At 73.9% G+C, this 13,889-nt stretch carries 11 protein-coding genes, 1 other RNA gene and 1 pseudogene; 7 read left to right on the top strand and 6 right to left on the bottom strand.

Going from position 1 to position 13,889, the window contains the following annotated elements; genetic code table 11:
- Positions 1-18 precede the first annotated feature (18 nt).
- Positions 19-963 (top strand): 3-oxoacyl-ACP reductase, encoded by a 945-nt coding sequence (locus ABZY44_RS16375; protein WP_356654198.1) that lies wholly within the window; start codon positions 19-21, stop codon positions 961-963.
- 35 nt (positions 964-998) lie between these two features.
- Here ABZY44_RS16375 and ABZY44_RS16370 read toward each other — a convergent pair whose 3' ends face one another.
- Entirely contained in the window at positions 999-2,147 is a 1,149-nt protein-coding gene (locus ABZY44_RS16370) for a hypothetical protein (RefSeq protein WP_356654196.1), read from the bottom strand.
- 300 nt (positions 2,148-2,447) lie between these two features.
- Between ABZY44_RS16370 and ABZY44_RS16365 the strand changes: the two genes are divergently transcribed.
- Genes ABZY44_RS16365 through ABZY44_RS16355 form a run of 3 tightly spaced genes read left to right on the top strand, consistent with a single transcriptional unit; the run spans position 2,448 to position 5,352 of the window.
- A complete protein-coding gene (locus tag ABZY44_RS16365; RefSeq protein WP_356654194.1) occupies positions 2,448-3,305 on the top strand; it encodes a Nif3-like dinuclear metal center hexameric protein in 858 nt (285 codons plus the stop codon).
- Positions 3,302-4,045, top strand: a complete 744-nt coding sequence (locus ABZY44_RS16360) for a C4-type zinc ribbon domain-containing protein (protein WP_356654232.1) — start codon at positions 3,302-3,304, stop codon at positions 4,043-4,045. Before ABZY44_RS16365 ends, ABZY44_RS16360 begins: the two co-directional genes overlap by 4 nt.
- Positions 4,045-5,352 (top strand): bifunctional RNase H/acid phosphatase, encoded by a 1,308-nt coding sequence (locus ABZY44_RS16355; RefSeq protein WP_356654192.1) that lies wholly within the window; start codon positions 4,045-4,047, stop codon positions 5,350-5,352. The genes ABZY44_RS16360 and ABZY44_RS16355 overlap by 1 nt, the downstream gene beginning before the upstream one ends.
- Positions 5,353-5,437: 85 nt before the next feature.
- On the opposite strand, the gene rnpB is transcribed toward ABZY44_RS16355, so the two are convergent.
- An RNA gene (gene rnpB / locus ABZY44_RS16350) (RNase P RNA component class A) lies at positions 5,438-5,839 on the bottom strand.
- Positions 5,840-5,967: 128 nt separating this feature from the next.
- Positions 5,968-7,410 carry an RNB domain-containing ribonuclease gene (locus ABZY44_RS16345; protein WP_356654190.1) on the bottom strand — a complete coding sequence of 481 codons (1,443 nt, stop codon included), beginning with the start codon at positions 7,408-7,410 and terminating at the stop codon, positions 5,968-5,970.
- 106 nt (positions 7,411-7,516) lie between these two features.
- Here ABZY44_RS16345 and yaaA point away from each other — a divergent pair, with 106 nt between their 5' ends.
- The gene (gene yaaA, locus ABZY44_RS16340) at positions 7,517-8,317 is read left to right on the top strand and encodes a peroxide stress protein YaaA (protein WP_356654188.1); all 801 of its coding nucleotides are present in this window, start codon (positions 7,517-7,519) and stop codon (positions 8,315-8,317) included.
- A 112-nt stretch (positions 8,318-8,429) separates the two neighbouring features.
- Here the strand turns inward: yaaA and ABZY44_RS16335 are convergent, their stop codons facing one another.
- Positions 8,430-9,179: a bifunctional DNA primase/polymerase gene (locus tag ABZY44_RS16335; protein WP_356654186.1), complete on the bottom strand. Its 750-nt coding sequence runs from the start codon at positions 9,177-9,179 to the stop codon at positions 8,430-8,432.
- Between the two features lie 374 nt (positions 9,180-9,553).
- Here ABZY44_RS16335 and ddaH point away from each other — a divergent pair.
- Positions 9,554-10,381 (top strand): annotated as a pseudogene (ddaH, locus tag ABZY44_RS16330) (dimethylargininase); the annotation flags it as partial.
- An 85-nt stretch (positions 10,382-10,466) separates the two neighbouring features.
- On the opposite strand, the gene ABZY44_RS16325 reads toward ddaH, so the two are convergent.
- Both ABZY44_RS16325 and ABZY44_RS16320 read right to left on the bottom strand, forming a co-directional pair.
- On the bottom strand, positions 10,467-11,492 hold the full coding sequence (locus tag ABZY44_RS16325; RefSeq protein WP_356654184.1) for a small ribosomal subunit Rsm22 family protein: 1,026 nt from the start codon (positions 11,490-11,492) through the stop codon (positions 10,467-10,469).
- 80 nt (positions 11,493-11,572) lie between these two features.
- Positions 11,573-12,922, bottom strand: a complete 1,350-nt coding sequence (locus tag ABZY44_RS16320) for a multidrug effflux MFS transporter (protein WP_356654182.1) — start codon at positions 12,920-12,922, stop codon at positions 11,573-11,575.
- 109 nt (positions 12,923-13,031) lie between these two features.
- Here ABZY44_RS16320 and ABZY44_RS16315 point away from each other — a divergent pair, with 109 nt between their 5' ends.
- The gene (locus ABZY44_RS16315) at positions 13,032-13,814 is read left to right on the top strand and encodes an SDR family oxidoreductase (protein ID WP_356654180.1); all 783 of its coding nucleotides are present in this window, start codon (positions 13,032-13,034) and stop codon (positions 13,812-13,814) included.
- Positions 13,815-13,889: the final 75 nt, after the last annotated feature.

The raw sequence follows: 13,889 nt of genomic DNA, 5'->3' as shown, positions 1-13,889 counted from the left end.
TCGAGAGGAAGCGTACGGATGTCACTGCCACTTGAGGGACTCTCCGCCATCGTCACCGGCGCCGGCCGCGGCCTCGGCCGGTCCGAGGCGATCGAACTCGCCCGGCTCGGCGCGAGCGTGGTCGTCAACGACTTCGGGCAGCCGGGCCGGGACGGCTCCGGCGAGGCCTCGGCCGCCCCGGCGGAGGAGGTCGCCGCGGAGATCCGGGACGCGGGCGGGCAGGCGGTGGCGCACCTCGGTGACGTGGCCGACTTCGAGCAGGCGCGCGAGCTGGTCGGGCTGGCCGTGGACAGCTTCGGCAAGCTCGACGTCCTGGTCAACAACGCGGGCATCCTGCGCGACCGGATGGTCTTCTCGATGTCGGAGGCGGAGTGGGACTCGGTCATCCGGGTCCACCTCAAGGGCCACTTCAACACCACGCACTTCGCTTCCGTGCACTGGCGCGAGCGGTCGAAGGCGGCGGGCGGTCCGGTCTACGGCCGGATCGTCAACACCTCCTCCGAGGCCTTCCTCGGCGGCTCGGCCGGCCAGCCCAACTACGCGGCGGCCAAGGGCGGCATCGTGGGCCTGACCACCTCGACCGCCCTGGCGCTGGGCAAGTACGGGGTGACGGCCAACGCCATCTGCCCGCGCGCCCGTACCCGGATGACCGAGGACGTCTTCGCGGGCTTCCAGGTGCCCGAGGAGGGCAAGCTCGACGCCCTCGCCCCCGAGCACGTCTCCCCGCTGGTCGGCTACCTGGCCTCACCGGCCTCGGCCAAGGTCAACGGACAGCTGTTCGTCGTCCACGGCGGGATCGTGGTCGTCATGGAACGCCCGAAGGTGGCGGCGAAGTTCGACACGGCCAAGGAGTCCTTCTCCTACGAGGAGCTCGACGGGCTCCTCACTCCGCACTACGACTCCCGTCCGGCGAACGAGACGTTCGCGGCGGCGGAGGTCCTCGGCCTCAAGCACGACGGCTGAGCGGGCGGGGCCGGTCCCGCGGTGGTGGGGCGGCGCTAGCCCAGCGGGGCCTGTTGGAGGGGGACCGGGCGGGCGGGTGGGGCCGGGAGGGGGGAGTGGCGCAAGGGTGGGGGCGGGGTGACCGGGAGGTTCGTCCCGATGATCCCGCAAGGGACCTCGGGCGTCGCGTACGGGAGGTGCAGGCGGCCTTCGGTGCTCCACAGGCCCGTGCCGCCGAGCCAGCCGGCGGGGGCGCCGATGCGGAAGACGTGCCGGTCGGCGGGGCGCCAGAGGGCGAGTCCGGCCACGCTGCCGCCGTAGCCGTCCCCGGCCTCGTCCACCCGCAGCGCGACCCCGCAGCTCTCCGGCATCAGGGCCTGTCCCGGCTGTACGGCGAACGGCGTGGCCGTGGCCCCGACCGCCCGCAGGCACTCGGGGAAGCGCACCGGGCGGGCGCTGCCCAGGACCCCCCATCCGAGCCGGAGCTCACCCGGCGCGTCCGAGCGGATCAGCAGCAGACCGCTGTCCGGGTCGGCCAGCAGCAGGCGGTCATCACTGTCCGCGGTGATCTGGAGCAGCGGGGAGACCTCGCCGCCGCGTCGCAGGTCGATCGCCACCGCCTTGGTCAGGGGCCCGGCCGGGCCGTCCAGTTCGCGGTCCAGCGCCAGCAGCCGGCCGGTCCGGTCGAGCCAGACGCCGCCGGAGCAGCGCCCCGGGACGCGGGCGACCCGTTCCGGCCCGAAGGCGGTGCCGGTGACCTGCCACACCGTGGTCGTGGCGGCTCCCACGGCCAGCGCGAAGGCGCCGTGCCCGTCCGGGGACGGCGGCAGCAGGGTGACCCGTACGCCGTCCGGGCCGCCGTCCTCGTCCTGCGAGGAGACCGCCCCGAGCGGCAGCTCCCCGGTCCGGGGGCCCGCGCCCGCGCGGCCGCCGCTTCCGCCCGTCGGGTACAGCAGCGCGAAGGCGTGCAGCTCCGCCACCCGCCGGTGGATCAGCACCCGCCCGTCGGCCAGCGGCAGCACCTCGCTGTCCGCCTCCTCGGGCTGCCCGAGCGGCAGCGGCACCGCGTACGGCTCCGGCCCGGTCAGCGTCCAGCGCTCCGGGTAGCGGGCCTCGCCGTCCCCGGCCAGCCGGGCGGCGTAGGAGCCGTCCGCGGCAATGGTGAACGGGGCCGTCTTCGTCGTCTCGATGGCACAGACAGTCATCTTCGTCGCCTCCGGTGAGGAAGTTAGTGATCGCGTCGGCCGTCGGACACGGCGACCGAGCCCGCTTCACACGTACGGGTGGCCGGGCGGCGATTCGACTGTGGGAAGGCCGACGGCTGTGCTGTGCGATATCCGGGTATTTGGGGTGAGTGGGCGGTTAGGTGCACCTCACCCCCCTTTCGGGCTTCACCCGCCCCTCACCCCCGGGAGAAGGGGCGCCGTCCTCGACGCCCCGCTCCCGCCCCGGATCCGCCGGGCTCGGAGCGCCGGGGCGGTCGCCACGGACGGTAGCCTTGACCTGTGCCCCGTCTCTCTGAAGTCATCGCCGCGCTGGACGCTCTCTGGCCCCCCTCGCGGGCCGAGCAGTGGGACTCCGTCGGCACCGTCTGCGGCGACCCCGACGCCGAGGTCTCCCGGGTCCTGTTCGCCGTGGACCCCGTCCAGGAGATCGTCGACGAGGCGGTGCAGAGGGGCGTCGATCTGATCGTCACCCACCATCCCCTCTACCTGCGCGGCACCACCACCGTCGAGGCCGGCACCTTCAAGGGCCGCGTCGTCCACACGCTGATCAAGAACGACATCGCGCTGCACGTCGCCCACACCAACGCCGACACCGCCGACCCGGGCGTCTCCGACGCCCTCGCCGGCGCCCTCGACCTGCGCGTCACCGGCCCGCTGGTCCCCGACCCGACCGACCCCTCGGGCCGCCGCGGCCTCGGCCGGATCTGCGAGCTCGACCGCCCCGAGACGCTGCGCGAGTTCACCGCCCGAGCCGCGGCCTGGCTCCAGCCCACCGCGCAGGGCATCCGCGTGGCCGGCGACCCGGACGCGCTGATCCGCAGGGTCGCCGTCAGCGGCGGCTCCGGCGACAGCCTCTTCGAGCAGGTCCGCGCCGCCGGCGTCGACGCGTACGTCACCGCCGACCTGCGCCACCACCCGGTGTCCGAGGCCCGCGAGCAGAATCCGCTCGCCCTCGTCGACGCCGCACACTGGGCCACCGAGTGGCCCTGGTGCGAGCAGGCCGCGGCCCAGCTCGACGCCATCTCCGAGCGCCACGGCTGGGGTCTGCGCACCCACGTCTCGCGCACGGTCACCGACCCGTGGACGGCGCACGCGCCGTCCGTGACACCCCCTTCTATCTCTGGAGCCCCCAACTGAACGCCGAGCCCGCCGACCAGATCCGACTTCTCGACGTCCAGGCCCTGGACGTCCGGCTGTCTCAGCTCGCCCACAAGCGCAAGTCGCTGCCCGAACACGCCGAGGTCGACTCCCTGACCAAGGACCTCGCCCAGCAGCGCGACTTCCTCGTCGCCGCCCAGACCAAGGCCACCGACGCCGCCCGCGCGCAGACCAAGGCCGAGCAGGACGTGGACCAGGTGCGCCAGCGCGCCGCCCGCGACCAGGCCCGCCTGGACTCCGGCGTAGGCATCTCCTCCCGCGACCTGGCCAACCTGCAGAGCGAGGTCGTCTCCCTCGCCAAGCGCCAGGGCGACCTGGAGGACGTGGTCCTCGAGGTCATGGAGCGCCTGGAGACCGCCCAGGAGACCGTCGCGGAGCTGACCGACCGGGTCGCCTCGCTGGAGACCAAGCTCGTGGACGCCACCGCGCGCCGCGACGCCGCCACCGGCGAGATCGACGCCGAGGTCGCCGGCATCGCCAAGGACCGCGAGGTCATCGTCACGGCCATGCCGGCCGCGCTGATCGCGCTGTACGAGAAGATCCGCGTGAAGCAGGGCGGCGTCGGCGCCGCCCGCCTGGCGCAGCGCCGCTGCGAGGGCTGCCGCCTGGAGCTCGACCTCGCCGAGGTCAACGAGATCAAGGCCGCCGCCCGCGACGAGGTCGTCCGCCACGAGAGCTGCGGGCGCATCCTGGTCCGTACGGCCGACTCGGGCATCTGATGCCGCGGTTCGTCGTGGAGGCCGACGGCGGCTCCCGGGGCAACCCGGGTCCCGCCGGCTACGGCTCCGTCGTCCTCGACCCGGTGACGGGCGAGACGCTGGCCGAGCGCGCGGAGTACATCGGCGTCGCGACGAACAACGTGGCCGAGTACAAGGGCCTCATCGCCGGGCTGCGGGCCGCCCGCGAGCTGGACCCGGACGCGGCGGTCCTCGTCCGGATGGACTCCAAGCTCGTCGTCGAGCAGATGTCGGGCCGCTGGAAGATCAAACACCCGGGCATGAAGCCGCTCGCGGCCGAGGCGGCGACGATCCTGCCGCGCGCGCAGGTGACGTACGAGTGGATCCCGCGCGAGAAGAACAAGCACGCGGACCGGCTCGCCAACGAGGCGATGGACGCGGGCAAGCGCGGCGGGCAGTGGGAGCCGTCGGACTCCACGGCGGCCCTGGACGCCTCGGCGGCGCGCGCCCTGGCGGCCCCGCCGGCCGGCCCTCCCGGAGACGCGGCGAAGGGGGCCGCGGCGGTGCGCGCGGCCCTCGCCTCCTCGTCCCGCACACCGGTCCCGGCCGGCCCGTCGGCTCCCGCGGACACGGGAGCCGACACGGGCGCCGACACGGCCGGCACCCTGTTCGCGGTGCCCCCGCCCGCCGCGGCCGCTCCCACCGTCGGCTGGGGCCCCGACATGGGCGCTCCGGCGACCTTCGTGCTGCTGCGCCACGGAGAGACCGCCCTGACCCCGCAGAAGCGCTTCTCCGGCAGCGGCGGCAGCGACCCGGAGCTGTCCCCGGCCGGCCGCCGCCAGGCCGCCGCCGTCGCCGGGTCACTGGCGGCGCGCGGCACCGTCCAGACGGTGATCAGCTCCCCGCTGCGGCGCTGCCGGGAGACCGCGCAGGCCGTCGCCGACCGGCTCGGACTCACCGTCACGGTCGAAGAGGGCCTGCGCGAGGTCGACTTCGGCGCATGGGAGGGGCTGACCTTCGCGGAGGTCCAGGAGCGTTTCCCCGATGACCTCCAGGCGTGGCTGGACTCCCCGGAGGCCGCCCCCACGGGCGGCGGCGAGAGCTTCGCGTCCGCCACCCGCCGGGTCGCGGCGACCCGGGACCGGCTCCTGGCAGCGCACGCGGGCCGCACCGTCCTGCTGGTCTCGCACGTGACGCCGGTCAAGATCCTCGTCCGCCTCGCGCTCGGCGCCCCGCCGGAGGCCCTGTTCCGCATGGAACTCTCGGCGGCCTCCCTGTCGGCGGTGGCCTACTACGCGGACGGCAACGCCTCGGTCCGCCTCCTGAACGACACGTCGCACCTGCGCTGAGCCGCGCGGCGACGCGCACGTGCACGACGACGAGAGGCCCCCCGCCCGGTACGGGCGGGGGGCCTCTCGTGCGGAGGAAGGACGGCAGACGAGCCGGCCTGTACGCCGGGTTCTGTCACCCGGAGACCTCGCGGTCGCCGGGGAGACGGCCATCCATCTAGGACCGGCGTTGCCGCCGGCCTCGTGCGGTCTACCCGCGAACTCGGGCGGGCAGCCCTCGAACGTTCGCGCAGGGCCGTCCGAAGACAACCCCTCTTGACCTTGCTCCGGGTGGGGTTTACCTAGCCGCCTGAGTCACCTCAGGCGCTGGTGGTCTCTTACACCACCGTTTCACCCTTACCGGGGGCCGAAGCCCCAGGCGGTCTGTTTTCTGTGGCACTGTCCCGCGGGTCACCCCGGGTGGCCGTTAGCCACCACCCTGCCCTGTGGAGCCCGGACGTTCCTCGGCGGCATCCTGGGATCCCGACGCGGCCGTCCGGCCGACTCGTCTGTCGTGCCGACCATGTTACCGGCTGTGCCGTCACGGCTTGACCCGAGGCGGGCGGCCGCGCGGCCACTTCGGCATCGCCTGCCGCGGCGGCTCCACGGCCCGCGCGGGCGCCACCGGCGCCTGCTCTACGCCGGGGCGAACAGCACCTTCGAGGTCCCGGGGTCCGCCTCCGTCAGGCGGACCCCGATCCGCTCGCCCAGCGGCAGCCTTCCGGAGGCGGCCTCGATCCGGCCGACCACGGCCGGGTCCTCGAGGTGCACCGTGCCGACCAGCGGCTCCCGCTCCCTGACGTCGATGACCATCGCCTCGAAGGTCTCCCCGACGTGGTCCTTGAGCAGCGCCGCCTCCACCAGGTCCACGGCCTCCCGCTCCGCCGTGTTCGCGGTCCGGGTGCCGTCCGCCATCTCCCTCGGCAGGTCCGCCAGCGCGGACAGCACCCACGGCGCGGGCGCGTCCCCCGCGACCGCCGCCACGCACAGCTCCCCGGCGTACCGGTCGACGAGCCGGCGCAGAGGGGCGGTGCAGTGGGCGTAGGGGGCCGCGACCGCCGCGTGCAGCGCCGGGTCCGGCGTCTCACCGCCGGTGAACACCGTGTAACCGGCGCCGCGCAGCAGGGAGGTGCAGTCCTGGAGGAACGCCGCGTGGTCGGGACGGCGCGGATCGAGGGAGCGCACGAGCTCGGCGTACGGAACGTGGTGGGGCCAGTCGATCCGCAGCGCCTTCGCCACCCGGCGCAGCCGTCCGACCGCCCCGTCGGGAGCGGTCGGCAGGGTCCGCAGGATGCCGGTGCCGGCGGCGAGCATGAGCTCGGCGGCGGCCATGCCGGTCATGAGGGAGATCTGGGCGTTCCAGCCGTCGGCCGGGAGCGGAGCCCGGTAGGCCAGGCTGTACGAGCCCCCGTGCTCGACGATCTCCTGCTCGGGCACGTTCAGCGAGATCCCGCCGCGCTCCACCTCGAGGGCTTCGCGCAGGGTCCCGACCTCCTTGAGCAGGGCCAGGGACTCCTCGGCGGTGCCGTCGTCGATGGCTTTCTGGACCCCCGCGTAGTCGAGCCTGGCCCGGCTGCGCACGAGCGCGCGGCGCACGTCGGTGCTCACCACCCGGCCTTCCGCGTCCAGGTCGAGCCGCCACAGCAGGGCGGGGCAGGTCTGGTCGGGCAGCAGGCTGGCCGCGCCCTCCGAGAGCACGGCCGGGTGCAGCGGGACCTTCTCGTCGGGGAAGTAGAGGGTGGCGACCCGGCGGTGGGCCTCGGCGTCGAGGGCGCCGCCGGGCGTGACGTAGGCGGCGACGTCGGCGATGGCGTAGTGCACGCGGTAGCCGCCGGAGGGACGTTTCGCCAGGTGCATGGCCTGGTCCAGGTCGCGTGACGTCGGCGGATCGACGGTGAAGAGGGGGATGTCGGTGGCGTCCAGGCCGGGCAGGAGCGGATGGCCGGCGGCCCGCTCGGCCTCGGCGAGGACGGACGCCGGGAACTCCCGCGTCACCCCCAGCTCGGTCCGCAGTGCACGCAGCGCGGCCCGCAGGGCAACCCCGTCTGCGCCGGTCATGATCATGTGACGGCGTGGCATGCACCGAGCCTATGGCCGGCGGGCCGGGGCGGCACGGCGAGCCGTCTACTCTGGGCTGGGGCCGCACCCCCGCCGCTGTGCCATGCCCGTCAGAAGGAGAACCACCGTGCTCGTGCTGCTGCCGCCGTCCGAAGGAAAGGCCGCCGGCGGCTCCGGCGCACCGCTGAAGCCGGAGTCGCTGTCGCTGCCGGGGCTCGGCGCCCCACGGGCGGCGGTGCTGGAGGAACTCGTCGAGCTGTGCGTGGGCGACGAGGAGAAGGCGCGCGAAGTCCTGGGCCTGAGCGAGGGCCTGCGGGGCGAGGTCGCGAAGAACGCGGAACTGCGGTCGGCGGTGGCGCGGCCGGCGGGTGAGGTCTACACGGGTGTCCTGTACGACGCGCTGGGCCTCTCGACGCTTCCGCCGGACGCGGTGACGCGGGCCGACAGGTCGCTGCTGGTCTTCTCGGGTCTGTGGGGCGCGGTCCGGATCACGGACCGCATCCCTTCCTACCGGTGCTCGATGGGCGTGAAGCTGCCTGGGCTGGGGGCGTTGGGCGCGTTCTGGCGGCAGCCGATGGCGGAGGTCATGCCGGAGGCGGCGGCCGACGGCCTGGTCCTGGACCTGCGCTCCTCCGCCTACGCCTCCGCGTGGAAGCCGAAGGGCGAGGTCGCGGGGCGGACGGCGACGGTGCGGGTGCTGCACGCGCAGCGGGTGGACGGCGTGGAGAAGCGGTCCGTGGTGAGCCACTTCAACAAGGCCACGAAGGGCCGCCTGGTCCGCGACCTCCTGACGGCGGGTGCGGCCCCCGCGTCCCCGGCGGAACTCGTCACGGCCCTGCGGGACCTGGGCTTCACGGTGGAGGCGGAGCCCCCGTCGAAGCCGTCGAAGGCGTGGGCCCTGGACGTGGTGGTCACCCAGATCCACTGACCGGCCCGCTGCCCGCCGGGTCCCGCTGTCCGGCCGGTTCCGCTGTCCGCCCGGTCCCGCGACGGGTCACCCGTCGCGGAACCAGGCGCGGACCGGGCTCATGGCCCGGGCCCTAGCGGCCCAAGGGCCAGGCGACCGCCGCGGGGGCCTGGTCGGAGGCGCCCGCGTACACGGCGCACGCGTCCGTGAGGGTTTCGAGCAGCGTCAGCGGGTCGGGGAGCGGATGCTCCATGCCCCGGAGCCAGGTCACCGCGAAATCCCCCGGCAGGGCCGCCGGCGGTACCAGCACGTAGCTGCCCCGGCAGTGCCACCGCAGGCCCGGGTGCTCGTCCATCGTCTCGGGGTGGCAGTCCAGCTCGCACGGCCACCACTCGTCCTCGTCCTCGGGCGTACCCCGGGTCGCGGTGAAGAAGAGCATCCGGGCCTGCTCGCCCGTACCGCCGGACTCGGCCACCGGGCCGACGTCCACGCCCGCCGCCAGCAGACGGGTCAGCGCGCTGTGCCCGGCTTCCAGCGGGACGTCGAGGACGTCGTGGACCATGCCGGTCGCGGTGATGAAGTTCGCCTGCGGCTCGTTGCGCGCCCACCGTGCGACCTGGTCAGGGTCGGTGGTGGACTGCGTCTGCCAGGCGAAGGAGACGGGGTGGCGTGCGGGAGTCGGACAGCCGATGCGGTCGCACGAACACCGGTATCCCGCGGGATGGGCGGCGGGAGAGATCGGCAGACCTGCGGCGGCGACGGCCAGCAGCAGGGCCTCGCGTTCTCGTCCCGGGTCTTCGGCGGAGGGTTTCGGCTTGCGGCGCAGCCACTGGGAGATCCTGCTCTGCTGGCCGCGTTTGACGCGGCCGGACTCAGACCCCATCTATCCCCTCACCTACAGCGTTTCCCCGGCAGACCCTCACATGGTCCCACCATCCTGGGCACCGGGTGACCGCACCCCCGGCTCCGGCCCCCACATAACCATAGAATTCGGCCATGTGTTCTCGGCCATGGTGGGGCGGCCGGGGCCTCTCCGACGGGTCCGGGCGCTCGCCGGCCCCGGTGCCGCCCCGTCAGGTCGGCGGGCAGAGCGGCATCCGCGCCGTCAGCGGCGGGGGCGCGGACAGGGCGGGGGGAACGCTCATTTCGGCACATCACCCCTCCGGTACCGCTCGTCTTTCGGCCGTTCCGGAAACCACCCAGTCAGTTCACTGCGCGGTCTTCCCGGAGGAGAGACGATTCTCTCCTCATCACCGTGAGGAGCCCTCGTTGCGCAGAGACGCCACACCCCGGCGCTACCTGATGTGCCCGCCCGCGCACTTCAAGGTCACGTACTCCATCAACCCGTGGATGGACCCCACGAAACCGGTGGACCTCCCCCTCGCCCAGGCCCAGTGGGAGGACCTCCGGGACCGCTACCGGTCGCTCGGCCACACCGTCGAAACCCTCGTCCCCGACCCCGCGCTGCCCGACATGGTCTTCGCGGCGAACGGCGCCCTCGTCGTCGACGGCCGGGTGCTGGGAGCGCGGTTCGCCCATCCGGAACGGGCCCCCGAGGCGGAGATCCACCTCGACTGGTTCCGGAGCAACGGCTACCAGGAGGTCCACGAGCCCTCCCACGTCAACGAGGGCGAGGGGGACTTCGCCGTCACCGCCTCCTACCTCCTGGCGGGCCGGGGCTTCCGCTCCAGTCCGCTCTCGCACGACGAGGCGCAGGAGTTCTTCGGCCGCCCGGTCATCGGACTCGATCTGGTCGACCCGCGCTACTACCACCTGGACACGGCACTGTCCGTGCTCGACGGGGACGAGATCATGTACTACCCGGCCGCCTTCTCCGAGGGCAGCCGGGCCGTACTGCGACGGCTCTTCCCCGACGCGCTGATCGCCGAGGCGCCGGACGCGGCCGCCCTCGGGCTCAACGCCGTGTCGGACGGCCGGCACGTCCTGCTCCCGCAGGCGGCCACCGGACTCCTGGAGCCCCTCAGGGCCCGCGGGTTCGAACCGGTCCCGATGGACCTGGGGGAGCTGCTCAAGGGCGGCGGCAGCGTGAAGTGCTGCACGCAGGAGCTGCGGCCCTCGTCCTAGGACCGGAAAGGTGCACCCTTTCCGGTCCCCGTACAGGCGCCGGACCCCGGGATCCCCGGGCCCGGCGCTGCGGGCCCCGGCGTACCTAGGCCTCCTGGGAAGGCGGCCACTCCTGGCCCCAGTCGGCGTCCCGCGCCGCCTTGTAGAGGTCACCGTGGCGCTTGGTCACGGTGGCCCGGGTCAGACCCGGCGCGTCACCGTCCTGCGGACCGCACAGGTCCAGCAGGACGAGCCCCTTGCGGATCTGCGGCCGGCGCGTGATCCGCGAGGAGGCCGGCTCCACGGGGAAGCGGGTCGCGGCCACGTAGCTGAACTTCTCGTCCTCGTACGCCAGGGAGCCGCCCTTGACCTGCCGGTGCAGCGAGGACCGGCTGACCCGGGTCGAGAAGTGGCACCAGTCCTGCCCGACCTCGATCGGGCAGGTCCCGTCGTGCGGGCACGGTGCGGCGACCCGCAGTCCGGCCTCGATCAGCTGCTCGCGGACCTCGCGGATGCGCAGATAGCCCTCGGGGGTGCCCGGCTCGACGACCACCACGGCCTGACCGGCGCGCGCCGCCTCCGCGACGACCGCGTGGCGGGCCTCCGGGGCCAGCTCGCCCAGGACGTAGGACACCGTCACCAGGTCCGCGGCGGGGAGTTCCAGCCCGGCCCCGATGACGGCGCGCCGCCACTCGGCCGCCCGCAGCGTCGGGGAGAACGAGGCCGCGGCCAGTTCCTTGCCGAGGACCAGCGCCGGATCCGCCCAGTCCAGCACCGTCGTGGCGCGCGGCCCCTCCCAGGTGGCGTCCACCGCCCAGGTCGCCGCGCCGGTGCCGCCGCCCACGTCCACGTGCGTGCCCGGAGTCCACCGCGGGGCCGCCTCGGCGAGGCCGTGGAGGGCGGACCGGACGGCCTCGAAGGTGGCCGGCATCCGGTACGCCGCGTACGCCGCCACGTCCGAGCGGTCGCGCAGCACGGGCGTGTGGGTGGGGATCTGGCCGCGGTAGTTGGCGATCAGTCGCTCCACGGCGGCGGTGGCCTGCTTCTGCGGGAGCCCGTCGAGCAGCGCTCCCAGGGCGGTGCGCAGGGTTGCGGCGGAGGTCGTGGCGGGGGTGGGGACGGAGGCGTTCACCCACGAAGTTTACGGCGGAACCCCGCCGGGCCCGCCCCCGCCCGGGCGGCCGGTCCCACCGCGCCCACGACGCCGTCGCGCTACGGGGCCTGCGGCTCCGGCTTCCGCCAGGGACGGCACAGTCCCGCGAAACAGCCGACCGACAGCAGCGAGCACGTCAGCTGCACCAGGGCCATCGGCACCGCCGTGTCCTCGCCGGCGATCCCGACCAGCGGCGAGGCCACCGCACCGATCAGGAAGGAGGAGGTGCCGAGCAGCGCGGAGGCCGAGCCGGCCGCGTGCGGGGCGCGCATCAGGGCCTGCGCGTTGGTGTTGGGCATCACGATGCCCATGGCCGACATCAGGACGAACAGCCCGGCGCAGATCGGGAAGAGCCCGACCTCCCCGAAGGCCCCGGAAGCCATCAGCAGCAGGGCCACCGAGGCGGTGGTGACGGTCGCGAGCCCGACCGCGAGCACCTTGTCCAGGCTGACCCGGCCCACCAGCAGCTTGCCGTTGATCTGGCCGACCGCGATCAGGCCGACGGAGTTGACGCCGAAGAGCAGGCTGAAGGTCTGCGGTGAGGCACCGTAGATCTCCTGCACGACGAACGGCGAGGCGGAGATGTACGAGAAGAGCACCGCGAAGGCGAATCCGCCGGCCAGCGCGTAGCCGGTGAACACGCGGTCGGCGAAGAGCCCGCGCATGGTCAGGAGCGCGGCGCCGACGCCGCCGGTCTGGCGCCGTTCGGGCGGCAGCGTCTCCTCGAGCCGCCGCCAGACCGTCAGGGTGAGCACGGTGCCGATGACGGTGAGGATGACGAAGACCCCGCGCCAGTCGGCGAAGCGCAGCACCTGGCCGCCGATGAGCGGGGCGATGATCGGGGCCGTGCCGGATATGAGCATCAGCGTGGAGAAGAACCGGGCCATCTCGACCCCGTCGTACAGGTCGCGCACGACGGCTCGCGCGATGACGATCGCGGCCGCGCCGGCCAGGCCCTGGAGCAGACGGAAGCCGATGAGCAGTTCGGCGGTCGGGGCGAAGGCGCAGAGGGCGGTGGCGAGGACGTAGACGACCATGCCGATGAGCAGGGGCCGGCGCCGTCCCCATTTGTCGCTCATCGGGCCGATCACCAGCTGGCCCAGCGCCATGCCGGCGAGGCAGGCGGTCAGGGTGAGCTGGACGGTGGCGGCCGGGCTGTTCAGGGCGGTGGTCACCGCCGGCAGCGCCGGCAGGTACATGTCCATCGACAGCGGCGGGAGCGCGGTGAGGCCGCCGAGGACGAAGGTGACGAGCAGTCCGGTCCGGCGGGCGGCCGCGAGGGGTGCGGCGGCCAGGGGTGCGGCCGTCAGGGGTGCGGCGACGGAGGGCGGGACGGCGGACGTCGGGACGGGGGAGGGCTCGCTGGGCGACGACTCCTGGGCGGGCGCCGCGGGGCCTCTCTCCGGCATACGGAACTCCAGTCTTCTCATCGTGTGTTCGCACCCCCTGGCAGCCCCATGTTCTCAGCAATCGGAACGTCCCGGGACGGGCGGCCGATGTGACGTAGCCTGCGGGCCCATGAGCGCACGTGAGCAGAAGATCGCCGTGGTCACCGGAGCGGGATCGGGGATCGGCCGGTCCGTGGCCCTCACCCTCGCCGCCGCCGGCTGGGCGGTGGCCGCGACCGGACGGCGGGCCGCGCCCCTGGAGGAGACGGCCCGCGCCGCCGCCCTCGCCGCGGACGCCTCCGGTGACACGGCGGACGTGCTGTGCGTACGGGCCGACGTGAGCGATCCGGACGACGTGGCCGCGCTGTTCGGGACCGTCCAGCGGCACTACGGGCGGCTCGACCTGCTCTTCAACAACGCCGGCACCTTCGGACCGGCCGGCGTCGCACTGGAGGACATCAGCTACGAGGCCTGGCGCTCGGTGGTCGACGTCAACCTCACCGGAGCCTTCCTCTGCGCCCAGGCGGCCTTCCGGATGATGAAGTCCCAGGACCCGCGGGGCGGCCGCATCATCAACAACGGGTCCCTCTCCGCGCACGTCCCGCGGCCGAACTCGATCGCCTACACCGCGACCAAGCACGCGATGACGGGCCTGACCAAGTCGCTGTCGCTGGACGGCCGCCCGTACGGCATCGCCTGCGGGCAGATCGACATCGGCAACGCGGCCACGGAGATGACCGAGCGGATGCAGAGCGGGATCATGCAGGCCAACGGGCAGCTCGCGGTGGAGCCCGTGATGGACGCGGCCGACGTGGCGCGCACCGTCCTGCACATGGCGCAACTGCCGCTCGGCGCGAACGTGCAGTTCGCGACGGTGATGGCGACCGCCATGCCCTACATCGGGCGCGGCTGACCCGGTCCGGTGCGGACCCGGTGCGGGCCCGGTCCAGTCCGGTCCGGTCCGGGTCCGCCCCCGCACGCGCACCGG

The sequence above is a fragment of the Streptomyces sp. NPDC006544 genome (genome assembly GCF_040611715.1).
Taxonomy (GTDB): domain Bacteria; phylum Actinomycetota; class Actinomycetes; order Streptomycetales; family Streptomycetaceae; genus Streptomyces.
The sequence above is the reverse complement of the archived record's forward strand: the minus strand, read 5'-3'. Positions and strand labels throughout refer to the sequence as shown.

Excerpts from the sequence above, each read along its gene's own strand:
- ABZY44_RS16375 (WP_356654198.1), top strand. The coding sequence starts at position 19 with ATGTCACTGCCACTTGAGGGACTCTCCGCCATCGTCACCGGCGCCGGC.
- ABZY44_RS16370 (WP_356654196.1), bottom strand. The coding sequence starts at position 2,147 with ATGACTGTCTGTGCCATCGAGACGACGAAGACGGCCCCGTTCACCATT.
- ABZY44_RS16355 (WP_356654192.1), top strand. The coding sequence starts at position 4,045 with ATGCCGCGGTTCGTCGTGGAGGCCGACGGCGGCTCCCGGGGCAACCCG.
- ABZY44_RS16345 (WP_356654190.1), bottom strand. The coding sequence starts at position 7,410 with ATGCCACGCCGTCACATGATCATGACCGGCGCAGACGGGGTTGCCCTG.
- ABZY44_RS16335 (WP_356654186.1), bottom strand. The coding sequence starts at position 9,179 with ATGGGGTCTGAGTCCGGCCGCGTCAAACGCGGCCAGCAGAGCAGGATC.
- ABZY44_RS16320 (WP_356654182.1), bottom strand. The coding sequence starts at position 12,922 with ATGCCGGAGAGAGGCCCCGCGGCGCCCGCCCAGGAGTCGTCGCCCAGC.
- ABZY44_RS16315 (WP_356654180.1), top strand. The coding sequence starts at position 13,032 with ATGAGCGCACGTGAGCAGAAGATCGCCGTGGTCACCGGAGCGGGATCG.